The sequence below is a fragment of the Bradyrhizobium sp. sBnM-33 genome (assembly GCF_032917945.1).
Classification (GTDB): domain Bacteria; phylum Pseudomonadota; class Alphaproteobacteria; order Rhizobiales; family Xanthobacteraceae; genus Bradyrhizobium.
In genome coordinates, this window is record NZ_CP136624.1 from 8004231 (window position 1) to 8026644 (window position 22414).

At 63.9% G+C, this 22414-nt stretch carries 26 protein-coding genes and 2 pseudogenes; 14 read left to right on the forward strand and 14 right to left on the reverse strand.

Annotation, left to right across the window (positions count from 1 at the left end):
• Positions 1–249: 249 nt before the first annotated feature.
• The 3 genes from RX328_RS37505 to RX328_RS37515 all read left to right on the forward strand — a co-directional run bounded on the left by RX328_RS37505 (position 250) and on the right by RX328_RS37515 (position 2494).
• Positions 250–903: a glutathione S-transferase family protein gene (locus RX328_RS37505; protein ID WP_213248222.1), complete on the forward strand. Its 654-nt coding sequence runs from the start codon at positions 250–252 to the stop codon at positions 901–903.
• A 184-nt stretch (positions 904–1087) separates the two neighbouring features.
• Positions 1088–1261 carry a hypothetical protein gene (locus RX328_RS37510; protein WP_213248221.1) on the forward strand — a complete coding sequence of 58 codons (174 nt, stop codon included), beginning with the start codon at positions 1088–1090 and terminating at the stop codon, positions 1259–1261.
• 72 nt (positions 1262–1333) lie between these two features.
• The gene (locus RX328_RS37515; RefSeq protein ID WP_213248366.1) at positions 1334–2494 is read left to right on the forward strand and encodes a PQQ-dependent sugar dehydrogenase; all 1161 of its coding nucleotides are present in this window, start codon (positions 1334–1336) and stop codon (positions 2492–2494) included.
• A gap of 24 nt (positions 2495–2518) precedes the next feature.
• Here the strand turns inward: RX328_RS37515 and RX328_RS37520 are convergent, their stop codons facing one another.
• On the reverse strand, positions 2519–2869 hold the full coding sequence (locus RX328_RS37520; RefSeq protein WP_213248220.1) for a DMT family protein: 351 nt from the start codon (positions 2867–2869) through the stop codon (positions 2519–2521).
• Positions 2870–3069: 200 nt separating this feature from the next.
• On the opposite strand from RX328_RS37520, the gene RX328_RS37525 reads away from it, so the two are divergent.
• From RX328_RS37525 to RX328_RS37535, 3 genes are all read left to right on the forward strand, one after another.
• Positions 3070–3882, forward strand: coding sequence for a PAS-domain containing protein (locus RX328_RS37525; protein WP_213248219.1), 813 nt, complete (start codon positions 3070–3072; stop codon positions 3880–3882).
• Positions 3883–3976: 94 nt separating this feature from the next.
• Entirely contained in the window at positions 3977–4438 is a 462-nt protein-coding gene (locus RX328_RS37530) for a GNAT family N-acetyltransferase (protein ID WP_213248218.1), read from the forward strand.
• 263 nt (positions 4439–4701) lie between these two features.
• Entirely contained in the window at positions 4702–5640 is a 939-nt protein-coding gene (locus tag RX328_RS37535; RefSeq protein WP_213248217.1) for an aldo/keto reductase, read from the forward strand.
• Between the two features lie 333 nt (positions 5641–5973).
• On the opposite strand, the gene RX328_RS43980 is transcribed toward RX328_RS37535, so the two are convergent.
• From RX328_RS43980 to RX328_RS37550, 4 genes are all read right to left on the reverse strand, one after another.
• Positions 5974–6129, reverse strand: a complete 156-nt coding sequence (locus tag RX328_RS43980; protein WP_409410735.1) for an endonuclease domain-containing protein — start codon at positions 6127–6129, stop codon at positions 5974–5976.
• Between the two features lies 1 nt (position 6130).
• Positions 6131–6340: an endonuclease domain-containing protein gene (locus RX328_RS43985; RefSeq protein WP_409410734.1), complete on the reverse strand. Its 210-nt coding sequence runs from the start codon at positions 6338–6340 to the stop codon at positions 6131–6133.
• A 66-nt stretch (positions 6341–6406) separates the two neighbouring features.
• Entirely contained in the window at positions 6407–7642 is a 1236-nt protein-coding gene (locus RX328_RS37545; protein WP_409410733.1) for a DUF1501 domain-containing protein, read from the reverse strand.
• A 5-nt stretch (positions 7643–7647) separates the two neighbouring features.
• Complete coding sequence (locus RX328_RS37550) at positions 7648–9204, reverse strand: DUF1800 domain-containing protein (RefSeq protein WP_213248213.1); 1557 nt, start codon at positions 9202–9204, stop codon at positions 7648–7650.
• A gap of 98 nt (positions 9205–9302) precedes the next feature.
• Between RX328_RS37550 and RX328_RS37555 the strand changes: the two genes are divergently transcribed.
• Positions 9303–9506, forward strand: a complete 204-nt coding sequence (locus RX328_RS37555) for a cysteine-rich CWC family protein (RefSeq protein ID WP_213248211.1) — start codon at positions 9303–9305, stop codon at positions 9504–9506.
• Positions 9503–10189, forward strand: coding sequence for an HAD family phosphatase (locus RX328_RS37560; RefSeq protein WP_312017958.1), 687 nt, complete (start codon positions 9503–9505; stop codon positions 10187–10189). Before RX328_RS37555 ends, RX328_RS37560 begins: the two co-directional genes overlap by 4 nt.
• A gap of 167 nt (positions 10190–10356) precedes the next feature.
• On the opposite strand, the gene RX328_RS37565 is transcribed toward RX328_RS37560, so the two are convergent.
• Positions 10357–10965: a TetR/AcrR family transcriptional regulator gene (locus tag RX328_RS37565; protein ID WP_213248209.1), complete on the reverse strand. Its 609-nt coding sequence runs from the start codon at positions 10963–10965 to the stop codon at positions 10357–10359.
• An 89-nt stretch (positions 10966–11054) separates the two neighbouring features.
• On the opposite strand from RX328_RS37565, the gene RX328_RS37570 reads away from it, so the two are divergent.
• Positions 11055–11846 carry a crotonase/enoyl-CoA hydratase family protein gene (locus tag RX328_RS37570; protein WP_213248207.1) on the forward strand — a complete coding sequence of 264 codons (792 nt, stop codon included), beginning with the start codon at positions 11055–11057 and terminating at the stop codon, positions 11844–11846.
• On the opposite strand, the gene RX328_RS37575 is transcribed toward RX328_RS37570, so the two are convergent.
• Positions 11831–12064 carry a hypothetical protein gene (locus RX328_RS37575; protein ID WP_213248205.1) on the reverse strand — a complete coding sequence of 78 codons (234 nt, stop codon included), beginning with the start codon at positions 12062–12064 and terminating at the stop codon, positions 11831–11833. The genes RX328_RS37570 and RX328_RS37575 overlap by 16 nt on opposite strands.
• A gap of 175 nt (positions 12065–12239) precedes the next feature.
• A pseudogene (locus RX328_RS37580) lies at positions 12240–12404 on the reverse strand (glutathione S-transferase family protein); the annotation flags it as partial.
• A 95-nt stretch (positions 12405–12499) separates the two neighbouring features.
• On the opposite strand from RX328_RS37580, the gene RX328_RS37585 reads away from it, so the two are divergent.
• Positions 12500–12679: a hypothetical protein gene (locus RX328_RS37585; RefSeq protein ID WP_213248203.1), complete on the forward strand. Its 180-nt coding sequence runs from the start codon at positions 12500–12502 to the stop codon at positions 12677–12679.
• Positions 12680–12785: 106 nt separating this feature from the next.
• Here the strand turns inward: RX328_RS37585 and uvrB are convergent, their stop codons facing one another.
• The 6 genes from uvrB to RX328_RS37615 all read right to left on the reverse strand — a co-directional run bounded on the left by uvrB (position 12786) and on the right by RX328_RS37615 (position 19452).
• Positions 12786–15938: an excinuclease ABC subunit UvrB gene (gene uvrB, locus RX328_RS37590; RefSeq protein WP_213248200.1), complete on the reverse strand. Its 3153-nt coding sequence runs from the start codon at positions 15936–15938 to the stop codon at positions 12786–12788.
• A 116-nt stretch (positions 15939–16054) separates the two neighbouring features.
• A complete protein-coding gene (locus RX328_RS37595; protein ID WP_213248198.1) occupies positions 16055–16261 on the reverse strand; it encodes a hypothetical protein in 207 nt (68 codons plus the stop codon).
• Positions 16262–16275: 14 nt separating this feature from the next.
• Positions 16276–16548, reverse strand: a complete 273-nt coding sequence (locus tag RX328_RS37600; RefSeq protein WP_249726131.1) for a hypothetical protein — start codon at positions 16546–16548, stop codon at positions 16276–16278.
• Between the two features lie 221 nt (positions 16549–16769).
• On the reverse strand, positions 16770–17990 hold the full coding sequence (locus tag RX328_RS37605; protein ID WP_213248196.1) for an NAD(P)-binding domain-containing protein: 1221 nt from the start codon (positions 17988–17990) through the stop codon (positions 16770–16772).
• Positions 17980–18885, reverse strand: coding sequence for a LysR substrate-binding domain-containing protein (locus RX328_RS37610; protein ID WP_213248359.1), 906 nt, complete (start codon positions 18883–18885; stop codon positions 17980–17982). Before RX328_RS37610 ends, RX328_RS37605 begins: the two co-directional genes overlap by 11 nt.
• Positions 18886–19005: 120 nt before the next feature.
• On the reverse strand, positions 19006–19452 hold the full coding sequence (locus RX328_RS37615) for a YybH family protein (protein ID WP_213248194.1): 447 nt from the start codon (positions 19450–19452) through the stop codon (positions 19006–19008).
• A gap of 529 nt (positions 19453–19981) precedes the next feature.
• Between RX328_RS37615 and RX328_RS37620 the strand changes: the two genes are divergently transcribed.
• From RX328_RS37620 to RX328_RS37635, 4 genes and pseudogenes are all read left to right on the forward strand, one after another.
• The gene (locus tag RX328_RS37620) at positions 19982–20743 is read left to right on the forward strand and encodes a sulfite exporter TauE/SafE family protein (RefSeq protein ID WP_213248192.1); all 762 of its coding nucleotides are present in this window, start codon (positions 19982–19984) and stop codon (positions 20741–20743) included.
• Positions 20744–20756: 13 nt separating this feature from the next.
• Complete coding sequence (locus tag RX328_RS37625; RefSeq protein ID WP_065743530.1) at positions 20757–21005, forward strand: hypothetical protein; 249 nt, start codon at positions 20757–20759, stop codon at positions 21003–21005.
• A gap of 122 nt (positions 21006–21127) precedes the next feature.
• Positions 21128–21833, forward strand: a pseudogene (locus RX328_RS37630) (glutathione S-transferase N-terminal domain-containing protein).
• A 199-nt stretch (positions 21834–22032) separates the two neighbouring features.
• The gene (locus RX328_RS37635) at positions 22033–22314 is read left to right on the forward strand and encodes a hypothetical protein (RefSeq protein ID WP_213248190.1); all 282 of its coding nucleotides are present in this window, start codon (positions 22033–22035) and stop codon (positions 22312–22314) included.
• The last annotated feature ends 100 nt before the right edge of the window (positions 22315–22414 follow it).

Below are 22414 nucleotides of genomic sequence, written 5' to 3' on the forward strand. Positions count from 1 at the left end.
AGCCAGCGTCGTCGCGCAGGATTGAATCAATCCGCTCATCCGCTCCCGACCATGTGATGCGTTGCCTCCCTTGTGTCGTGGCATGGCATGCTACGCGTGTGCAGTGCAGTAGAGGTTTTCGAGTTTTTCCATTCCGCGGGTCTTGCGACGCATTCGTATCGGCATCATTGTTTAGCCGCGTTGCGGCGCGAAGGCTTTCCGCAGTTCGCCTCTCGCGTGCGCCCCTCGACCCCTGTGAACCCAACGACGATGTACAAGCTCTATTCGATGCAGCGCTCCGGCAACAGCTACAAGGTCCGCCTTGCGCTGGCGCTGCTCAACGCGCCCTATGAGGCGATCGAGGTCGACATTCTCCGTGGCGAAAGCCGCACGCCGGAGTTTCTGGAGAAGAACCCCAGCGGACAGGTGCCGCTGTTGGAAGTCGCCGAAGGACGCTACCTCGCCGAGTCCAACGCCATTCTCTGGTATGTCTGTGGCGGCACGTCGCTGGCGCCGGAGTCGCGGGTCGAGCGCGCCGAAGCGCTGCAATGGATGTTCTTCGAACAGCACGCGCTGGAGCCCAATATCGGCGCCGCTTATTTCTGGCTGTCGCTGGTCAAGGGCGGCCGCGACCTGCAGACGCATGCGCTGGAAGACTGGATGGAGCGCGGCTATGCCGCGCTTCAGGTGATGGAAAACCATCTCAAGAACCGCGCCTATTTCGCAGCCGGACAACTCACGGTCGCCGATATCGCACTGTACGGCTACACTCACGTCGCCGACCGCTGCGACTACGACCTCGCGACCTTCCCCGCCATCCGCGCATGGCTACGGCGGGTCGAACAGACGCCTGGTTTCGTGACGATGGACTGGCGGCCGGAGGCCGAGGTCGACGACCACACCGGCATCGCCGCCGGCGTATAGCCGCCCTCGACCCTTCTCACTTTCGCGCGAGTATCCCGCCAAAGGTTAATAATAGCGGGCACAACGTTAACCTTTGCCGCGATTCCGCCATTTTCAACGTCTGGTCGCCGTAATGTTGCCGGTGATGATTGCAAAGTTTTCCTGAATCGCGGGTGATTCGTCCCGCGTTACAAGGATTTGGACCATGATGCGGTCACCCGGCGCGGTCGGCTTCGAGAGCAGCCGCGCGCCCGTCGCTTCTTCTCGATTGCTAGGTGCCATCGCAACCTCGCTCGCGCTCGGCACGCTATCGCTTTGCCTCATGGTCACCCTGACGGTGCTATCGATCAAGGCCACCGTCGCGATGCCCATTCCGTGACAGGTCCGGCCTTTTTGTTTGCATCATTGGACTAGCGAACGCGCGATGATCAGCATCGCGATGTGGACCAGAATGAAGACACCCGTCGGCCTTGTGACCGTCGCGTTGACGGTAGCGATCCTGCTCGCCGTCTCCTTCCTGATCGCCACCGGCACGCGCGGCGAAGAGTCGGCGTTCGACTCGTCGGCGGGCGAACTCGAGGTTCGGACCATTGCGAGAGGCCTCGTCAATCCGTGGGCGCTGGCATTCCTGCCCGATGGAACGATGCTGGTGACCGAGCGTCCCGGCCGCATGCGCCTCGTCAGCGCGGAGGGCCAGGTCTCGCCGCCGCTCAAGGGCGTGCCTGACGTGTGGGCCTCAGGCCAGGGCGGCCTGCACGATGTCGTCACCGACAAATCCTTTGCGCAGAACCGCACCATCTATTTCTGTTACGCCGAACGGGCCGCGGGTGGCGGCCGCACCACGGCCGCGCACGCGAAACTGAGCGACGACAATGGCCGGCTCGACGAGGTCAAGATCATCTTCCGCCAGCAGGGGCCGCTATCGTCAGGCAATCATTATGGCTGCCGCATCGCACAGGCCGACGACGGCAATCTGTTCGTGGCGCTCGGCGATCACTTCACCCACAGGGACCAGGCGCAGAATCTCGGCAACCATCTCGGCAAGATAGTTCGGATCGCGCCGGACGGGTCGGTGCCATCAGGCAACCCGTTCGCCGGCCGCGCCGATGCCAAGCCGGAAATCTGGAGTTACGGGCACCGCAACGTGCAGGCGCTGGCGATCAATCCGGCGAGCGGCGAGCCTTGGGAAATCGAGCACGGCCCGCGCGGCGGCGACGAGGTCAATATCGTCGGCAAGGGCAAGAATTACGGCTGGCCGGTGATCGGCTACGGCGTCGATTACTCCGGCGCGAAAATCCACCAGAGCACGACCAAGGACGGCATGGAGCAGCCGCTTAAATACTGGGTGCCGTCGATCGCGCCGTCAGGCATGGCCTTCTACACCGGAAAGCTGTTTCCGAAATGGGACGGCAGCCTGTTTACCGGGGCGCTGCGCAGCGCACTGCTGGTGCGGCTGACGCTAAACGGCAACGCCGTTACGTCGGAGGAGCGCCTGCTGCAGAACCTGCACGAGCGGATCAGGGACGTCCGTCAGGGGCCGGACGGTGCGCTGTGGCTGCTCACAGATAGTTCGAACGGACGGATCTTGCGGGTGGCGCCGACCTCGAAGTAACGATACCTCTGAACAAAAACACGCTCACCATTTGTGAAAGATCAAAAACGCGCCGATCGCGATGAAGAGAAAGCCGAGCACGTGATTCCATCCCAGCGGCTCCTTCAGATAAAGCACTGAGAAGCAGGCGAACACCACCAGCGTGATCACTTCCTGCATGGTCTTGAGTTGCGCAGCGGAATACATCGCGCTGCCCCAGCGGTTGGCGGGCACCGCCAGCCAGTATTCGATGAAGGCGATCCCCCAGCTCGCGAGCACCACCGTTGGCAACGGGCTTTCCTTGAATTTCAGATGGCCGTACCAGGCAAAGGTCATGAAGATGTTGGACGCAAACAGCATCAGGACCGGAAGTAACGTGGGCGAAACAGTGGGCATCGATGTCCTCTTGCAAAATGGCGTGCGCCAATCGTCGGATGCGGTACCGCGTTCCTTAAGTCGATATCATTTGATATCAAAAGTGCGAAAATCTTACGCATGCGGACAACGCTCTCTTAGGACTGGCGGCAGAAAGGCGTGCACAATCGCAACAATCAGGCATGCTTGAGTCTTATTCCCGGCAATTGGCGAGAACGGGCATGCAGTTAGACTGGCGCGCAATCTCCGGTCCGGCTCTCACGACAGCGACGGCGTTGATCGCTTTCCTTGTCGATCGGCATTTCGTTCCCGTTCCCAATCCCGCGCCGCTATTCGTCTGCATCGTCGCATTCGCCGCTTCGATCAGCGGCATCACCTCCGGCATGATCAGCGCCGTGATTGCGGTGGCATCTTCGGCGGTGTTCTTCCTCAACCACCGCGCTACGCCCGGTTACGACACGTCGGACCTGGCGCGCATGCTGCTGCTCGCAGCGACCGCCGGCGGCACCGCGCTGATCACCGGGTTGTTGCGGAAAAAATGGGTCGATGCGTTCGCGTGGGAGAAGAAGCATCACGCTACCGCAGAGCGCCTGTCGGCCGCGCTCGATCAGGTCGATATCGGCATCGTGCTGCTCGATTCCGACACCCGCGCCGAATTCATCAATCGCGCGTTCCGCGATTATTTCAAGCTGTCAGACGCGCAGGCCGACAGCAAGCCGCCCTTCATTGCGCTGATGTATCACGGCCGCGACACCGGCGCCTGGCAACTGCCGGAGGACGAGTTGAGCGCTTTCATCGCCAAGCGCACCGAGATGATCCGAACCGGCGATTCCACGCCGATCAACCTCGATCTCGCCGATGGACAGGTGCTGCGTTTCACCTGCACGGCGCTGCCTGATGGCGGACGCATGCTGAGCTACATGCCGGTCACCGACCTCGTCCGTCACACCGACGATCCCGGCATCGCGGAGTATTATCGCGCGCTGCGCGGCAGCCATCGCAGCCTCGCAAGGCACCTCGGCGCCGCCGAGTAGCGAAGCGATAGATTGATCATCTGCTGCCACATCTGTAGTAGTCAATCCCTCCTTTCCGCGTCTCTGATGCCCCTCTCACCAAAACGGAACGCGCATGCCCGGCGACCTCACCATCCGCTTCGTCACCCGCCAGGACTACGCGCAATGGCTTCCGCTATGGGACGGCTACAACGCCTTCTATGGCCGCGCGGGCGCGACCGCGTTGGCGCCCGAGATCACGGCGATGACTTGGGCGCGCTTCTTCGATGCCTATGAACCGGTGCATGCGCTGGTGGCCGAGAGCGGCGGCGAACTGCTCGGGCTGACGCATTATCTGTTTCACCGCTCTACGACCATGATCGAGCCGAACTGCTATCTGCAGGACCTCTTCACCTGCGTCGCAGCGCGCGGCAAGGGCGTCGGCCGTGCGCTCATCGATGGCGTATACGAGCAGGCCAGGCGCGCAGGATGTTCCCGCGTCTATTGGCAAACGCACGAGACCAACCACACTGCGATGCAGCTCTACGACAAGGTGGCGGAGCGCTCGGGGTTCGTCGTGTACCGCAAGATGCTCTGAGGCACGGCTTGCGGCCGGCCTGTGGATAAGTCCTGCTGTCACGCCAGCGTAACAGACCGCAGCTAGCCTGCCCCTGCGTCTGATCAGGCCCCCCGTCTCAGATCACGCGCCCCAGCGGTCCCCGTCAGTCGCCGCGTCTGACCGGGGCCGCATCTTTTTGTGCCGCATAGCTGCCAAGCGCGGGCGCTGGTCCCCTTTTCTTGCGGGTCGAAGCCGTGCGCGCCACAATGCGCCCTCGTCCGCCCTTCCCACAGGATCGATCCATGCAAATTCGCAACCTCGGCGGCTCCGGCCTGCGTGTTTCCGCCGTCGGCCTCGGCTGCAACAATTTCGGCCAGCGCACTGATCTGGAGACCTCGCGCAAGGTCATCCACAAGGCGATCGACCTCGGCATCACCCTGTTCGACACCGCCGACATCTATGCCGGCATGGGCGGCTCCGAGACCGTGCTTGGCACCGTGCTCGGCGACCGCCGCAAGGATATCGTGCTGGCGACGAAATACGCGAAACCAATGGCAACCGACGGCACCAAGCAGGGCGCCTCGCGCCGCTACATCATGTCCGCGGTCGAGGCCAGTCTGAAACGGCTGAAGACCGACTACATCGATCTCTACCAGCAGCATGAGTACGATCCCCTGACGCCGATGGAAGAAACGCTGCGCACGCTCGACGACCTCGTGCGCCAAGGCAAGGTCCGCTACATCGGCAATTCGAACTTCCCAGCCTGGCGCATTGCGGGGGCAGAAATGCTGGCGCGGCAGATGAACGTCAACCGCTTCGTCTCCTGCCAGGATGAATACAGCCTCGTGGTGCGCGGCATCGAAAAGGATTTGCTGCCGGCCGCAACGGAATACAAGCTCGGCCTTTTGCCGTTCTTCCCGCTGGCGAGCGGCCTTCTCACCGGCAAATACAAGCGCGGCACTGATGCCCCCGCCGACACCCGCTTCGCCAAGACCCCTGCCCTGAAGGACCGCTACGTCACGGCGCGCAACGAGGACATTGTCGAAAAGCTCCAGGCGTTCGCGCTGGAGCGCGGCCACACCATGCTCGAACTTGCCTTCTCCTGGCTCGCCCAGCGCGCGCAAGTCGCCAGCGTCATTGCCGGCGCCACCCGCGTCGAACAGGTCGAGCAGAACGTGAAAGCGATCGGCTGGACGCTGAGCGCGGAGGAACTGGCAGAGGTGGATCAGATTACGAAGTAGAGTTAGTGGCGCTCTCTCCGCTCCCTCTCCCCGTCCTTCACGGGGAGAGGGTCGGGGTGAGGGGCTCCCTCCGCGAGCTCTGAACGCCGTGAGACCTGTACCCCCTCACCCGGATTGCTTCGCAATCCGACCTCTCCCCGCAAGCGGGGCGAGGTTGGAAACCGGCGCTCTCTCCGCTCCCTCTCCCCGTCCTTCACGGGGAGAGGGTTGGGGTGAGGGGCTCCCTCCGCGAGTCGTAAGCGCAGAAGGGTCCGGTACCCTCTCACCTGCCGCGCAAGCGCGCGGCGACCTCTCCCCGCAAAGAGCGGGGAGAGGTTAAGAGAGCAGCGCGTTCTACTTCAAGAGCTCGGCTTGAATCGTGAGTAGGACGCCTTCGGTATTTCCGAGAACGTCGTTATTCCAGAATCGTAGCACCCTGTAGCCAGCTTCGATCAAACGCCGGTCCCGGATTGCGTCGGCGACTGATTCATTGTGCTGTCCACCATCCACTTCAATGATCAGCCGTATCCACTTCAATGATCAGCCGTCGCTCGCGGCAGACGAAATCGCAGATGTATCCAATGATCGGTTGCTGCCGGACGAACTTGTGCCCATCAATCTGCCGGTTGCGAATGCGATTCCAGAGGACTGTTGCCGCATCCGTTTGATTGATCCGCAATCGTCTCGCGATTCGGATGGACTTTTCATTGCGGCCACGCATTGCCCTGCCCCTCACCCGGATCGCAAGGGCGATCCGACCTCTCCCCGCAGAAGGGCGGGGAGAGGTTTAAACCACCAGCCCCTGCATCGGCTTCACGGCGCTGCTGTCCGGAAACACATTCTCCGCCAACACCTTCTCCGCCAGCCCGAACTGATCCTGCAGCACGCCTTTCATTACCGCGCGCAGATCGGTACTCGGCGCGAGGTCGCGGCCCTGATAGAGGCTCGCCGGCTTCAGCCCCGGCCAGTCCGCGATCACGCACCCGCCGTTCACCGCACCGCCGGCGAGCAGCGCGACCGTGCCGGTGCCGTGATCCGTGCCTTGCGTGCCGTTGATGCGCGCGGTGCGGCCGAACTCGGTGGCGACCACGATCACCGTATCGCGCCAGCGGGGTCCCAGCACAGTTTCGAATTCGGCGAGTGCGCCGTCGAGTCCGCCGAGCAGTTGCGCCAGCCGGCCGACCGAGCCACCTTCATTGGCATGCGTGTCCCAGCCGTCGAAGGCGAGCGCGCCGATCCGCGGGCCGTCGTCGGCCGCCATCAGCCGGGCCGCGCCGCGCGCCGCTAGCCGCATCGCCGCGACGCCGCCAGCGCCCGGTTTTGGCTTCATGTCATCGCCCTGTGCGGCCTTGTCGAGCGCAAGGCCCTGCTTCAGGGCCGCGCCCAGCGCGGCATCGCGGTGCTGATAGAGGTCGAGCAGCCGCATCGCGGTGTCCTCGCTGGCTTGCGGCAACGCGAACGGCGCCCAGCCAACGGTCGGCGCCGCGCCGCGCAGCACCAGCGGCGTGATCGGGCCGACCGCAAGCCCACTCGTCACCCGCTCGCCCTTCGGCAAGCCATCCAGCGCGCGGTTGAGCCAGCCGGATTGCACCCGGCCCGGGCCGGCAAAGCCGCTTTCGAGCACGTCCTGCCCGTCGAAATGCGAGCGGTCGCGATAGGGCGTCGCCACCGCGTGGATGACCGCGGCTTTCTTCTCGCGATACATCCGCGAAAATTCCGGCATCGCCGGATGCAGTGAAAAGAAATTGTCGAGCGGCAGCGCCGCGTTCGGCCCGCTCGACGACAACGCGATCGCGCCGTGCAGGCCGGCATAATCAGGGTCGCCAATCGGCGCAACCGTCGCGAGCCCATCCAGCGCGCCGCGCAGGATGACGAGCACCAGCCGTGGATCGCGGCCGTCGGCCGCGCGCGCGAATTTCGGCAGATAGGCCCACGCCGCAAAGGAGGCGCCGCCAAGCAACACGGCGCGCCGCGACGTCGGCAATGATCGCGTTTCCTCGCAGCAACCCATTGTCGTTTCCATGGCCGTCATCTCCTCTGGAATTCCGGCGACATCAACAACAGCGCCAGCGCCTGCTGCCGCGATTCCGCGCGCTCGATGGCCCGCCGCGTCTCCACCGACGCGGTGTCGGCGGCAGCCAGTTCGAGCAGGTCGCGGGGATCGACGCCCTCGGCGAGTCTTGATGCAATCTGGGTGGAAATATCGAGGCGCAGTTTCATGCCCTCCGGCGCCAGCCATGCGGCGTTGGTGTCGGGAAAACCGTTCGGCCCGGCCGGCGACCACAATGGCTGACCGAGCGCCGTCAGGCCGGCGAGATAGAGATTGGGATTGTTCGGAATCTGCGCCAGCAGCCGGCCGGCCGCGATCAGGAATTCGTAAGGCGAGCGGATCTTGGTGAGCGGCGCCCGCCAGGCCTCGTCGGAATCGACCAGCGCCAGCGCCAGCGCCTTTAGATCGCCGTCGGTTTTCGTGAAGACATCGGCGAGCCGCGCCACCAATACCTGCGGCGGATCGTCTGATACGAAATGGCGCGCAAGCTTGGCCGCGATGAACTTTGCCGTCGAGGGGTGACGCGCGATATCAGCCAGCACCGCCTCGCCCTGCGCCACGCCGGGCGCGTCGTAGATCTTTCCCATTACCCGCTGCGCGCCGGGCTGGTGGGCGTTGGCATTGAACACGAAGCTGCCGGGTGCGCCGAGCTGGCCCAACCTTCCGGCAAAGGTCCAGCCCGTGATGATGTTCGCCAGCGACGTCACGTCATCCTGCGAATAGCCGCCACCGACGCCGAGTGTATGCAACTCAAGTATCTCGCGGGCGAGATTTTCGTTCAGTCCTCGGTTGCGGTTTTTGCCGGCGCGCGAATCCGGGCCCAGCGATTGCTGGTTATCGAGGAAGAACAGCATCGCCGGATGCTGCTCGACCGCCTTCAGCATGTCGGCGAAGCGTCCGAGCACGTGCGGCCGGATCGCCTCGCGCTCGAACGAGCCGGCCCACATCCGCGCCAGCCCACCCTTGCTGGCGGAAATGCATAAATGATTCGACCAGAACACGACAAGCCGCTCGGCGAATCCGCCATCGGTGATGACGGCTCGCTGCAGCCGCGCCAGCGCCTCGGCGCGAAAGGTCTTCTGGATGATGTTGAGCGGTTGTGGCGGCGGCTTTGGCGCGTTGGGCTGCATCGCTTCCGCCGGTGCCATCGCGGCGGGATTCTCCGCAGGCTTGGCCTGTGGCTCCCTGGGCGCCATCTCCATGGCGATGCCGTTGAGTGACAGGTTTCGCCGCTGCGCCTTCGCATCGGGTTGCGGCGACGCGCCTTCGCCTGCAGTCGGCGGCGCGGCCGATTTGGCGGCGGCCTCGCGAGCCTGCTGGAGTTCGAACTGATAGTCGAACACCGCTTTGCCGAGCGCGGGCGTCGACTGCAGCCCCGGTACGTCGAGCAGCACGCGATTGGGACGGCCGAGTTCCGCCTTGACGAAACCGCGCGGATCGGATGCGGCGTTGAGAACATCGCCGGATGCCCCGCCGCGCGCGCCGAAGCCGAAGCGATTGAGCGCAACGAGGGCGGCTTGCGAATCGCGGGCCATCGGATTTCCCTTGGAATTTCCCAGGCGTATAGTGCCGAAGTATAACGCGCTTCGGCGTGAACCCGGGATTAATTCCGCGTCAGGATTCAGCCTCGTTGATGGCAGATCGTTTGGAAAATGCGCCCTCGCGCCGCCTCGCCTGCGCCGGCTGCGGCAACGAATTCGGCTGCAACCTGTCCGGCCCCTGCTGGTGCAACGACGAGACGTTCCGCCTGCCGATGCCAGCGGACGGCGGCGATTGTCTCTGCCCGGACTGCCTGCGCAAACTCGCTAGCCAGCGCGCCGGCGCGGGTGCGGCGTGACCGGGAAATGGAACGTCGGCGCCGTCCTGCTCGACATGGACGGCACGCTGCTCGACACGGAGCGGGTCTATTTCGACAGCCTGGTCGCAGCACTCACCGCCCACGGCTACACCGAGGACGCCGGAACGCTGTGCCAGGCGATGGTGGGCCTGCCCGGCCCCGAATGCGAGGCCATGCTGCATGCGCGCTACGGAGCAACCTTTCCGCTTGCCGAGGTCAGCCGTGCCTTCGTCAGCAACCGCGATGACATTCTAAGCGCAGGCCTGCCGCTGAAGAGCGGCGCGATCGAACTCTTGGATGCGCTGCGGGCGGCCGAATGTCCGATGGCGATCGTCACCTCCTCGTCGCTGCGCACGGCGGATGCGCATCTAAAGCTCGCAGGAATCCGCGGTCGTTTCGAAACGCTGCTGACCCGCGACGACGTCGCCCGCGGTAAGCCAAGCCCCGATCTCTATCTGCTCGCGGCATCGCGGTTCGGCCTGAAGCCGGAAGCTTGCGTGGCGGTCGAGGATTCCAACCACGGTGTGACCGCTGCGCATGCCGCAGGCGCCATTACCATCATGGTGCCCGACATGGTGACGCCGACGGAAGAATCGCGCGCACGATGCGCGGCTGTGGTGCCGGATTTAAATGCGGTGCTGGCAATACTGCGCGAGCGTGGGGCGTTAACGCGAAACCGCTAGCAGCCGTCATTGCAAGCCAAGCGACTTGTCCGCCGAAGCCTTGGCAAAGGCGGAAACAACCCATGCGGCACAAGCGGAGGCATGTATTGCTTCGTCGGGGAGCCTGTCATCGGGCGCGTATTCGCGCGACCCGTTGGCTCCTCGCAATGACGGAGTCAGCCAGCGCACTACCTTCCCCGCCTCGTCGCTGGCCTCCCGCGTGCCGGCAGCGCCGCCTCGACCAACGCATGCGCCGCCTCACCGGCGGTTTCCATATATGACGGGTCGCGATGCAACAGCACGACGGCGAACGAGCCGTCGAGCAGCAGCAGGATTTGCCGCGAGAGCCGCACGGAAGCGGCGATGCCCGCCTCCGCAAAGGTCACGCGCAGCCATTCCTCGAACTTCTTCTTGTGCGCCGCGCCGATCTTGATCGCCGGATGGCCGGGCAGGTTGGCAAGCTCGGCCGAGGTGCGAAGGAATCCGCATCCCTTCCACTTCGGGTGCCGCGCCGATCGCGCCAGATTGCGAAAGATCGCTTCGACCTTGGCAGGCAGGCCGCCCTGGGCCTCCGAAAACCATTTTCGGAACAGGGCGAGATTGGGCTGATCGCGGCCAGCGAGATACGCCGCCACCAGATCGTCCTTGCTCCTGAAATGATAGTAAAGCGTGCGCTTGGTGACGCCGGCCTTCTCGGCCACGGCATCGACGCTGACGCCCCGGATGCCGTCATTGTAGAACAGCGCGTTCGCCGCCGAGATGATGCGGTCGCGCGTCGGGAGTTCTGATCGTGCCATGCTGTCTATGTATACTAACCAGTGAATATACACAACGTAGTCGAGCTTCTAGGGTACCGGGCCGGTGAACGACCTGGCGGAGGCTTTCGATGTCCGATCCCATCCTGTTCGAAATCAACGACAACATCGCCCTGATCACGCTGAACCGCCCGGGCAAGCTCAACGCACTGAACTACGCACTGATCGAACATCTGATGGCGGCGCTGGATACGATCGAGACGGATGACGGCGTGCGCGCCGTAATCCTGACCGGCGCGGGTGAACGCGCCTTTTCCGCCGGCGCCGATATCCACGAGTTCTCAGGCAGTGTTCGCCAGGGTCGCGATACAGCCATTCGTGACTTCGTCCGCCGCGGACAGGCCATGACCGCGCGGCTGGAGGCGTTTAGGAAACCGGTGATCGCCGCGGTCAACGGGCTGACGTTCGGCGGCGGCTGCGAAATCACCGAGGCCGTGCATCTCGCCATCGCCAGCGAGCGCGCGCGTTTCGCCAAGCCGGAAATCGCCCTCGGCATGCCGCCGACCTTCGGCGGAACGCAGCGGCTGCCGCGGCTTGCCGGGCGCAAGCGCGCGCTCGAATTGTTGCTGACCGGCGATCCTTTCCCGCCGCAGCAGGCGCTGGCGATCGGCCTCGTCAACATGGTCGTTCCGCATGATGAATTGCTGCCCGCGGCACGCCAGCTCGCAAACCGCATCATCCGGCATTCGCCCCGCGCGGTCGGCAGCATCATCACCGCGGTCACCCGCGGACTGAACATGGCCATTGCCGAAGGGCTGCAGGTCGAGAGCGAGCAGTTCGCCGCGCTGGTGCCGAGCCACGATCTCGGCGAAGGCATCAACGCGTGGCTCGAACGCCGGCCCCCGCTCTATCGCGGCGGCTGACGCCAGGCCGAGGTTCCTGCTGCCGGCTCCTTTCCGGCCGGCAAGGCGGCGTCCTTGGTCGCGATCATCGTCCGGATGTCGTCGGCCAGTTCGCGGTAATGCAGGCCGAGGCGCAGGTATAGCTCGCGCTTCGCCCCATCCGCGGTCAACTTGCCGATCAATTCGCATTCGGCAGCGAGAGTTTCAAACCGCTCCAATCTGGCTTCAAGATCGGTCATGACGCGTCTCCCCTAACGGCCACCAAGGGGGATCAACTTACGCCTGCATTTTACGTCACGGCTAACATCGTTATCGGGTAGAACTAATTTACACCCTCGGCGATTGCGCGGAGAGGCATGCAATCATTGCAGCTTATTTTCGGCCAGCGAAGCCCGTTACGCGCGGCCGCCGACGTCAGGCGTGATAGCTCGGCGACTTCCGCGCTATGCCGTCGAACGCGTCGAGCAGCCGCTCGCGCCAGGCATAGAGCGGATCGTCTTCCGTCAGCAGCTTGAACGGGCTGACCACGCGCGCCCACTGGAACGCGCCGAACATGATGTAATCCGCATAGTTCGCCGCCGCCACAAGCGGAGGGCATGGATCGCGCCGCCGCTCCCGCGGAACGATTTCGCCAAGGCCAGCGTTGTGTTTTTCCGTCGATAGCGGAGACCATGATGGCAAAGACCGCGCCTCCGATTCCCCCGGACAATCGAAGCCCCAAGGGCCCCGGCAGTGCGCCCCGCGTGCCCCTCGACACCACCAAGGGCCATCGCGACGACGAGAAGAACAACATCCGCGAACAGGCCGCGCACGGCAACCTGACGCAGAACACCAGCGGCCGGCGATCGGGGTAAGGTGTTCAATCGCGTTCTTCAGATTCGAATGTCAAACAGCAGTAGGATGGGTGGAGCGACTTATCCGCCGTAGCTCAACGAGCGAAGGCGGAAGCTAAGCTTTGATCTACCTCTTCTTCCATCCACCCCGATGCCCGGGCGCACCGCCGCTCGAGCGTGGCGCAGGCCCGAACTCCGGTCCCGACTGCCGCGAGTCCGTGGGCTGGAAGATTTTGCTGCCGCTGCCGATCTCGGGCTTGCGCGGTTTGGCGCCGCTGGGGCGGTAGGGCAGCGATTCCGGGCCGTGCATTTCGTCGAGGTGGGGTTTGTGGACTTTGGAGGTGGAAGGACCGCCGCTGCGGCTCACCCCACCCCGACCGCCTGCGGCGGTCGACCCTCCCCCTCCAGGGGAGGGTGAAGAGGCGCCGCGCTTCTTCATCGCTGATGTCGGCAGGTTCGCGGCTTCGCCGTACTTCTTCGTGCCCGCGTACGCGCCGGCCCTGCCCTGCACGGCGCGCTGTTTTGCGGTGGGGTCGTCGACCACGGCCATTTCCGTCGCGCGCAGGCGCTTGACTTCGTCGCGGAGTCTGGCGGCTTCTTCGAAGTTCAGATCGGCGGCGGCTTCGCGCATGCGGGTTTCGAGGTCGTTCAGCACAGCCTCGAAATTGTGGCCGATCGAGATGACGTCGTCCGCCATGCCGCCGTCGCCGATCTCGACCAGCACGTGGTCGCGCTCGTAGACGGAGTTGAGGATGTCGCCGATCGACTTTTTCACACTCTCCGGCGTGATGCCGTTGGCGGTGTTGTATTCGACCTGCTTTTCGCGGCGGCGGTTGGTTTCGGCGATGGCGCGCTCCATCGAGCCGGTCATCTGGTCGGCGTAGAGGATCACCTTGCCGTCGACATTGCGCGCGGCGCGGCCGATGGTCTGGATCAGCGAGGTCTCGCTGCGCAAAAAGCCTTCCTTGTCGGCGTCGAGGATCGCAACCAGCGCGCATTCGGGAATGTCGAGGCCTTCGCGCAACAAATTGATGCCGACCAGCGCGTCGAAGGCGCCGAGGCGGAGATCGCGGATAATTTCGATGCGTTCGATGGTATCGATATCGCTGTGCATGTAGCGCACGCGAATGCCCTGCTCGTGCAGATACTCGGTGAGGTCTTCCGCCATCCGTTTTGTCAGCACCGTGATCAGCGAGCGATAACCCGCAGCAGCGGTGGCGCGCACTTCGCCGACGAGATCGTCGACCTGCGTGCGCGCCGGACGAATGTCGACCGGCGGATCGATCAGCCCGGTCGGGCGGATCACCTGCTCCACGAACACGCCGCCGCTTTCGTTCAGCTCCCAGCCGCCCGGCGTCGCCGACACCGCGACCGTCTGCGGGCGCATCATGTCCCATTCCTCAAACCGCAGCGGGCGGTTGTCCATGCAGGAGGGTAGCCTGAAACCGTATTCGGCGAGCGTCGCCTTGCGGCGGAAATCGCCGCGGAACATGCCGCCGATCTGCGGCACGGTGACGTGGCTTTCGTCGGCGAACACCAGCGCGTTATCGGGCACGTATTCGAACAGTGTCGGCGGCGGCTCGCCGGGGCGGCGCCCGGTGAGGTAGCGCGAATAGTTCTCGATGCCGGCGCAGCTTCCGGTCGCTTCCATCATTTCGAGGTCGAAGGTGGTGCGCTGCTCCAGCCGCTGCGCTTCCAGCAGGCGGCCCTGGTTGTTGAGCTCGTCGAGCCGCAGCTTCAGCTCAGACTTGATCGACTTGATCGCCTGCACCAGCGTCGGCCGCGGCGTCACATAGTGCGAGTTGGCGTAGATCTTGATGAATTCGAGATCGTCCTGCTTGTGGCCGGTGAGCGGATCGAACTCCTCGATATTCTCGACGGTGTCGCCGAACAGGTTCACGCGCCAGGCGCGGTCCTCATAGTGCGCCGGGAAGATGTCGATGACGTCGCCGCGGACGCGAAACGTGCCGCGGGTGAAATCGGCCTGGGTGCGCTTGTACTGCAGCGCGACGAGGTCGGCGATCAACTGCCGCTGGTCGATGCGCTCGCCCTTCTTCAGCGCAAAGGTCATCGCGGTGTAGGTCTCGACCGAGCCGATACCGTAGATGCACGACACGGAGGCCACGATGATGACGTCGTCGCGCTCCAGCAGCGCGCGCGTCGCCGAATGGCGCATGCGGTCGATCTGCTCGTTGATGGACGAATCCTTTTCGATGTAGGTGTCGGTGCGCGGGACGTAAGCCTCGGGTTGGTAGTAGTCGTAGTACGAGACGAAATACTCGACCGCGTTGTCGGGAAAAAAGTTCTTGAACTCGCCATAGAGCTGGGCGGCCAGCGTCTTGTTCGGCGCGAGGATGAGGGCCGGGCGCTGCGTCGCCTCGATCACCTTGGCCATGGTGTAGGTTTTTCCCGAGCCGGTGACGCCGAGCAGCACCTGGGTGCGGTCGTTGCGGTTGATGCCTTCGACCAGTTCGGCGATTGCGGTGGGCTGGTCGCCTTTCGGCTGGTATTCGGATTTGATCTCGAAGCGCACGCCGCCTTCGGATTTTTCTGGGCGCGGCGGCCGGTGCGGCGTCCAGACTTTGAGCTGGCCGTTGTCGCCGCGAAATTCGGGACGGCCATCGCGGATCAGGCTTTCCAGCGCATCGGCGGTGGCTTTGACGCCGAGAGCTTCCATCTTGTTGCGCGGTGGGCGGGCGAGCGCTTCCTCGTCGTCTTCCGCGGTCGGCAGGCCGAGCTGGCGCGCGAGTTCGGGATCGAGGGTCGGGATGGTGGCCGCGGTGCCGTAGTTGGCTTGGGGGGATTCGTTGAGGCCGGAGTTAGGGACTTCGTTGAGGCCGGGACTCGTGGAGGCACCCCCACCCCAACCCTCCCCCGCAGGCGGGAGAGGGGGCGCAGGTTGCGCATTCACCGATTCATTCTCGCCGACCGAACCCGGTGTGAGTCGCCTGGAGCCCTCTCCCGTTTGCGGGGGAGGGTTGGGTGGGGGCAAGCCACGCGACGAACTGCTAGACGTATCGCGCTTCGCAACAGTCTCGCTCGTTCCCTTCGTCGAGGCTCGCGCGCGATGGGCGGCGGCCTCGCCGCCGGCGCGGCGGTCCCAGGAATTGTCCGGCGGCGGCTGCAGGCCGGTGCCCGAGCCCATGCCGGCATCGCCACGGTTGATGGCGGGATTGAGCAGTTCCGCCAGCGCCGGTCCGATTGGTTGCACCTCGGGCCGATGCGCCTTGGATTTCGGGGTTTTGCCTGATTTTTTGGGAGCGTCCGGTTTCTTCGCCATGCGGCGAATATGGGACGAGTCAGCCGGAGAGAAAAGGGCAAATGACCGCGCGAAAGCGCGCGCTTCCGTCTGTCAGCAGATGTCAGCAAGACCGCAATTGGGAACCGTCGCACGCCTCAAACGTGAACGTCGCCACTATCCGCTCTGGCCGGCGCTGCCTTGACGATATCCATATGAATGCCGCCGCAGCGCATGCATCGCATGGTCCAGTACTCGGCACCGGCGCGGCCGGGGATGATACGCAGCACCGCGAGCGAGGCCGAGCAATCCGGGCAATTCGAGAGCACCGGCGTCGCCTGCAGGGTTTGCTCGGGCGTGGGCAACGAGATCTGATCGACTAAGGCGAGCTTGGGCGTTCCACTCGGGGCGTTGGCGTTGTCGTGGCGAACCGCGGCATGAAGCGATCGATATGGGCTTTCGCATCCGCGATCGCCGCTTCCGGATCCGACCAGGCGAAGCCGACTTCGAGGATCGGAAACGCCATGCCATCGATTACCACTGGCTCCTGGTCGGCCCGTTGAATCCTGGCGTGCCACAGCCCTCTCCCTGCTTCGAACGACTGAATTTCAAAGCCGCCATAGATCATGGCGCGACCCCCGGAATTGCGCATGGCACGAGCAGAGCACGGCGCGGTGGAGGCAGATGTGAAGGAGTTCACATGTCGCGGCGGTTTTTTTGGAGGGCGTCGCCCGGGCCGGCGTTCCCCGGATGCTGCGCAGCGCGCTAGCGATGCGCTGCTGTTCCGGGGTCCATCTGTCTGGCGAGACGCATGGGTCCCGGCTCTGCGTCGCGTCACTGCGTGCCGCAACGCGTCCGGGACATGAGAGTCTTTCACCGCCGCGCCAAAATATGATCCGCGAGCACCACCGCGTCGTCGCCGACGCCTGAGAGGAACGAGGAGTTCATCTTCGACAGCCATTGCAGGCCGAGGAAATACAGGCCTGATACGGCTGAGATGCCGTTGCGGTGAACCGCCTCGCCGCGGGCATCGAGGACCGGGATATCGATCCAGCCGAAATCGACGCCGTAGCCGGTGGCCCAGATGATCGAAGAGATGTCCTCCGCGGCGAGGTCGAGGCGCGTGAGCGGTGCGATGACGCAGGGCGGGTCGGGAAGCGTCGCGCGGGCGCCGGGTTCTTCAGGCAGTTCCAGGCGGCGCCGTTTCACATATTCGTCGACGGTATCGAGGAAGGTGGTGAAGGCGATGTCGCCATCGCCAAGGCTTTTGTCCAGGCCCGGCGCGATGTCGAGCACGCCGCCATCCGCGGCGTCGAGACGTCCGAGTAAAATCATGCCGCGGGCGGCGAAGTCGCGGAAATCGATGCTGCGGCCGCCATAGGCGCCCGAAATCACCGGGCCGAGGCGCGCGGGTCCGCGCTCCTCCGGAGTGATCTGGTCGAACTGCATTTCGGCGAGCCACCAGATCAGGTCGCGGCTGCGGTAGCGGCGCGGCAGGCGGCGATGCCGTCCGACCGAGAGATAGACGCGCCGGCCGGCCTGCAACAATTCCTCGGCGATCTGCGCGCCGGACGCGCCGGCGCCGGCCACCAGCACCGCGCCGGGCGGAAGCTGTTCGGGATTCCTGTAGCCGGCGGCGCTCACCTGAAACACCGGATGATCGCGCAACAGGTCCGGGATAACGCTGCGTTGATAGGGTCCGGTGGCGACAACGACATTGTCGGCTTCGATCCTGCCATCCGTGGTCTCCGCGATAAAGCGCCCGCCGTCGCGCTGCGACAGCCGCGTCACCGCGACGCCGCAGCGGATCGGCGGCGCGACGAAATCCGCATAGGCCTCGATAAATTTGATGATGGTGGCCGTATCCGAAAACCCGTCGGGATCGCTGTGCGGAAACGGAAACTCCGGCAGCCGCACCGACCAGTTCGGAAACTGGAATTTCAATCCGTCCCAGCGTTCGCTGCGCCAGCGTTCGGCGATCCGGTGGCGCTCGAGCACCAGATGCGATAGTCCGCGCTGCTTGAGGCGGTGGCTCATCACGAGGCCGGCCTGGCCGCCGCCGATCACCAGCGTTTCAATCTTCTCATCCGGCATGTCTGTGGCCCCTGCGGCGTGTGGCGGGCTCCGCTGCCGCGCGAACGATCCAGCGCCGGAACGCGGCGAAATCGCGCTGCCCGGTACTGAAGCCGCGATAGACCAGATACCAGCGCATGCCTTTCGGCACACTTAACGCAAACGGCGCGACCAGCCGGCCGGCGGCGAGGTCGTCGTCAATATAGGGCCGGATGCCCATGGCGATGCCGAGGCCGTCGACGGCGGCCTGCAGCGCCTGGCCGTAAAATTCGAACTCCGGTCCGCGGGCGCTGATGCGGGCGGTGCCGGCGGCCTCGAGCCATGACGGCCAATCGTCAGGCGAATGCGCCACCCGCAGCAGCGTCGGCCCCTTCAGATCGCCAGGACGTTTGAGCGCGTTGGCAAGGCGCGGCGCGCAGACCGGAAGCAGATCGGCGGCAAACAACGGCTCGGCGATCAGGCCGGGCCATTCGCCGTCGCCGAGCTTGATGCCGCAGCTCCAGTCCTCGCCGAACGGCACCGCGGCGCCGCCGGTGGTGATGCGGACGTCGATATCGGGTTCTTGCTTGCGGAAATCCGCCAGCCGCGGGATCAACCACCTCATCGCAAAGGTCGGACCGACGCCAATGGTCAGCACCCGCACGCTTGCAGGCGCGGTCACCTGCGCGGTCAGGCTCGCCAGCGCGTCGAAGATCGGCGTCAGCCCGTTCTGATAGGCGCGGCCGGCGGCGGTCGTAACGAGGCGGTTGGCCTTGCGCTCGAACAGCGCCACGCCCAGCCGCTCCTCCAACAGATGCACCATCCGGCTGACGGCGGCGGCGGAAACGTTGAGCTCGATGCCGGCGGCGGCGAAGCTGCCGGTGCGCGCCGCGGCTTCGAACGCCTTGATGCCGTTGAGAAAGAGCAGCCGCCGCACATGACCCTCAGGAAAACTGATGTCATGCAAGATAGCTCGATTTGCCGGGCATTCACAAGCAAGGCTTGCCATGACCGTGCACAAGCGGCGCGCTCGGTCGTCGCGCAGCGCCACCGAACGTTACGGCTTTAGATCCAGCAGGGCCCTGCCGCTTGCCAAGTCGGCAGGAACCGAAACCTGTTCGTGGACAATCAGCCATTTGCCATTGGTCTTGCGCCAACCAGCGGTCCAGCGCAGCCAAAAATCAGTTTTGTGGCCATTCTTCAGCGTTCCAACGATGCGGTGGAGGCAATAGCTGAATGCCACGTTATCATCTGCGCTGACGCTTACATCGGGAAACTCGACGTCAAGCGGACCTTGATAGGACTCGAAAAACTCGTGCCAGTGTTTCACAAACGCGTCGGCGCCCACCGCTTGCAGCGGTGGAAGGATGTCGAAGGAAACGATTTCCGGGGCAAAGACAGCCATGCATCCGTCGACGTCTTTGGCGCCTAACGCTTTTGCAAAGCGGTCTATCGACTCCCGGATTGCGGCTTCGTTCTCGTTTCTGTTTTCTTCGATGGTCATGGTTTTTCTCGCGCCTAGGGTTGTAGTGCGGGCATTGGCCTTCATCGGGCCGCCGCGAACAAGCCGTGACGAGTGCGAGCTCCAAGTGCTAATTTAAGGGCGAACTTCACTGTCGGCGCTCGCTTGCTGCTCGCAATATAGTAAGTGGAAGCTGCTTGAGGCAATTGGGCGCGCCGCCGTCCCGGACGCCTTCATGCGGTCGCGGAAGAGCCGCCGCCGCACAGGACCCTCAGGAAAGCTTATGGCAGGACAAGATAACTCAGTTTGCGTGTGGGCGACAAGCGAGGCACAAGCATGGGTGTAGTAGCCTTGGGTTGAATCAGTGCCGCCGGCTTCAAGCTCGCCCCGCTCTTCGCGGGGAGAGGTCGGCGCGAAGCGCCGGGGTGAGGGCTGCTTCCGCGAGTCCGACTGTGAGTGAGTTCGCGGAAGCAGCCCCTCACCCCGACCCTCTCCCCGCTAAGGGCGGGGAGAGGGAGCAGAGGCAGCGCGCTGCGCTTCAACGTGAGGCTGGCTTGCGCAGGAGATTTTCGTGACGCCGCTGATGATCGCAGCCCTGGGTGTGCTGATGGTGGCCACCGCGTTTCTGTCCGGCCTGTTCGGCATGGCCGGCGGAATGATCCTGATCGGCGTGCTGTTGATGCTGATGCCGCTGCCCACCGCGATGGTGCTGCACGCGATCACGCAGATGGCCTCCAATGGCTGGCGCGCGTTTCTGTGGCGGGCGCATATCCGCTGGCGGCCGGTGTTCGTCTATCTGATCGGGTGCGCGCTGGCGCTCGGCGTCTGGTCGCTCACCCGCTACGTGCCAGACAAGCCCATTGCACTGCTGTTGCTCGGGGCCACGCCGTTCATGGCGCGGCTGATGCCGAAGAACCTCAAGCCGAACCCGGACAGCATCTGGCAGGGCTCGTTCTACGGCTTCATCTGCATGGGGCTGATGCTGATGACCGGCGTCTCCGGCCCGCTGATGGACACGTTCTTTCTCGGCGGCAATTTCGGCCGCCGCGAGGTGGTCGCCACCAAGGCAACCTGCCAGGTCGCCAGCCATCTCACCAAGCTGATCTATTTCGGCGGCATCATCGACCAGGCAGCGACGCTCGATCCCGTGCTGGCCGCAGTTGCGATCGCGGCCTCGATGCTCGGCACCACACTGGCGCGGCGCATCCTGGAAGCGATGAGCGATGCGCAGTTTCGCGCCTGGGCGAACCTGCTGATTACGACGGTGGCCGGCTATTACATTCTCTACGGAAGCTGGCTGCTGCTCGTTCACGGCTCGGTTGCTTCCTTCTGAGGGGAGAGAGCTGATGTCGGACGCTGCAGATCCACTGGTGCTCGACTTCGTCGAATGGGTCGCCCGCGAGCCGCGGAATTACGCAGAAGTCGTCGCGACCTGGCGGACCTCCTGTCCGCGCCTGACGATCTGGGAAGACGCTTCCGATCGCGGCTATGTCGTGCGCGAAACCATCGCCGGAACCGGACTGATGGTGACCGTCACCGCATCAGGCGAAAAGTTGCTGCGAGAGCACGGCCGCATCGGCGTGCCGCAACGCTAATCCCGCCTCATCACATTTCCGCGCCACGGCGCCTGCCTGCATTGACTTGGCACGTCAGCCCGATCAAATTCATGCAGTCGCATCTTTCTTGCGAAAACAAGAACCAACGCAAGGATCGTCCCATGATCGACCTTTATTACTGGACCACGCCGAACGGCCACAAGATCACGATGTTCCTCGAAGAGACCGGGCTGCCTTACAAGATTTTTCCGGTCAACATCGGCAAGGGCGAGCAGTTCAAGCCCGAGTTTCTGGCGATTGCGCCAAACAACCGGATTCCGGCGATGGTCGATCACGAGCCGAAGGGCGGGGCAAGCCGATCTCGGTCTTCGAATCCGGCGCGATGCTGCTCTATCTCGCCGAGAAGACCGGAAAGTTTCTGCCCGCCGATCTCTACGGCCGCTATGACGCGATCCAGTGGACGTTCTGGCAGATGGGCAATCTCGGCCCGATGGCCGGGCAGAACCATCATTTCGCGAACTATGCGCAGGAAAAAATCAAATACGCCATCGACCGCTACGTGAACGAGACGAACCGGCTCTATGGCGTACTGAACAAGCGCCTGGCGGACCGCGAATTCATCGCCGGCGATTATTCGATCGCCGAAATGGCGAGCTATCCCTGGGTGGTGCCTACAAGAACCAGAGCCAAAACATCGACGACTTCCCGCATTTGAAGCGCTGGCTCGAAACCATCCGCGCCCGGCCCGCCACCGAGCGCGCCTATGCCAAGGCGAAAGAGGTCAATCCGAATTTCGGCCAGCCGGTGAATCGCACCGAGGAGGAACGCAGGATCCTGTTCGGGCAGACGGCGGCGGTGGTGCGGTAGGGTCGGGGCGTGCGGCGCTGAGCCGGCGAGGTGATCTCCCGGCGCGCTGGGCTGGGGATTCATCCCTATCCCCGGATATCCATCCCCAACACGCATAGGCAATATCGCCGAATCGCAGCGAGAATCGCCGCGCGAACGCTCAACTTTTGCCGCGGCCGGGCGTTATCAGACTGCAGGACTCATTGTTTCGGAGACGATTGTGGACACCACACTGAAATTGAAGCCACGTCCAACCAACGTGGCGTTGGTCGCCTGGCAGTTCACCGGACAGCCGCTGCACGAATGGCCGAGTTGGGTACAATCCAGTTGCTCGCTGCAGCGAAGCGAGGACGGGCACCTCGAGCTTCGGCATGAACGGCAAAGCGGGACACAGATCGTGTATCTGCAGGAATGGCTGGTGCGGGATCTCGATGGCGGCGTGTGTTTTTATACCGACGCGGAGCTACGCAAAGCGTTCGACATCGCATCTAGAGCGTGGTGATTTTCTTCGTCATTTCGCTCTATCTCTTTAGATTTGAGCATGATCTCCGCGCAAACGCGTTCCGCGTTTGTCGCGAGGGAAAACCGGTCCCCACTTTTCC

What these genes read in the sequence shown, in the direction of transcription:
- RX328_RS37510 (WP_213248221.1), top strand. Translation starts at nt 1,088, where the DNA reads ATGATGCGGTCACCCGGCGCGGTCGGCTTCGAGAGCAGCCGCGCGCCC.
- RX328_RS37535 (WP_213248217.1), top strand. Translation starts at nt 4,702, where the DNA reads ATGCAAATTCGCAACCTCGGCGGCTCCGGCCTGCGTGTTTCCGCCGTC.
- RX328_RS37625 (WP_065743530.1), top strand. Translation starts at nt 20,757, where the DNA reads ATGTCGGACGCTGCAGATCCACTGGTGCTCGACTTCGTCGAATGGGTC.
- uvrB (WP_213248200.1), bottom strand. Translation starts at nt 15,938, where the DNA reads ATGGCGAAGAAACCGGACGCTCCCAAAAAATCAGGCAAAACCCCGAAA.
- RX328_RS37545 (WP_409410733.1), bottom strand. Translation starts at nt 7,642, where the DNA reads ATGGAAACGACAATGGGTTGCTGCGAGGAAACGCGATCATTGCCGACG.
- RX328_RS37575 (WP_213248205.1), bottom strand. Translation starts at nt 12,064, where the DNA reads ATGACCGATCTTGAAGCCAGATTGGAGCGGTTTGAAACTCTCGCTGCC.
- RX328_RS37555 (WP_213248211.1), top strand. Translation starts at nt 9,303, where the DNA reads ATGGCAGATCGTTTGGAAAATGCGCCCTCGCGCCGCCTCGCCTGCGCC.
- RX328_RS37585 (WP_213248203.1), top strand. Translation starts at nt 12,500, where the DNA reads ATGGCAAAGACCGCGCCTCCGATTCCCCCGGACAATCGAAGCCCCAAG.
- RX328_RS37565 (WP_213248209.1), bottom strand. Translation starts at nt 10,965, where the DNA reads ATGGCACGATCAGAACTCCCGACGCGCGACCGCATCATCTCGGCGGCG.
- RX328_RS37520 (WP_213248220.1), bottom strand. Translation starts at nt 2,869, where the DNA reads ATGCCCACTGTTTCGCCCACGTTACTTCCGGTCCTGATGCTGTTTGCG.
- RX328_RS37605 (WP_213248196.1), bottom strand. Translation starts at nt 17,990, where the DNA reads ATGCCGGATGAGAAGATTGAAACGCTGGTGATCGGCGGCGGCCAGGCC.
- RX328_RS43985 (WP_409410734.1), bottom strand. Translation starts at nt 6,340, where the DNA reads ATGCGTGGCCGCAATGAAAAGTCCATCCGAATCGCGAGACGATTGCGG.
- RX328_RS37515 (WP_213248366.1), top strand. Translation starts at nt 1,334, where the DNA reads ATGAAGACACCCGTCGGCCTTGTGACCGTCGCGTTGACGGTAGCGATC.
- RX328_RS37550 (WP_213248213.1), bottom strand. Translation starts at nt 9,204, where the DNA reads ATGGCCCGCGATTCGCAAGCCGCCCTCGTTGCGCTCAATCGCTTCGGC.
- RX328_RS37505 (WP_213248222.1), top strand. Translation starts at nt 250, where the DNA reads ATGTACAAGCTCTATTCGATGCAGCGCTCCGGCAACAGCTACAAGGTC.
- RX328_RS37570 (WP_213248207.1), top strand. Translation starts at nt 11,055, where the DNA reads ATGTCCGATCCCATCCTGTTCGAAATCAACGACAACATCGCCCTGATC.
- RX328_RS37600 (WP_249726131.1), bottom strand. Translation starts at nt 16,548, where the DNA reads ATGCGCAATTCCGGGGGTCGCGCCATGATCTATGGCGGCTTTGAAATT.
- RX328_RS37615 (WP_213248194.1), bottom strand. Translation starts at nt 19,452, where the DNA reads ATGACCATCGAAGAAAACAGAAACGAGAACGAAGCCGCAATCCGGGAG.
- RX328_RS37530 (WP_213248218.1), top strand. Translation starts at nt 3,977, where the DNA reads ATGCCCGGCGACCTCACCATCCGCTTCGTCACCCGCCAGGACTACGCG.
- RX328_RS37525 (WP_213248219.1), top strand. Translation starts at nt 3,070, where the DNA reads ATGCAGTTAGACTGGCGCGCAATCTCCGGTCCGGCTCTCACGACAGCG.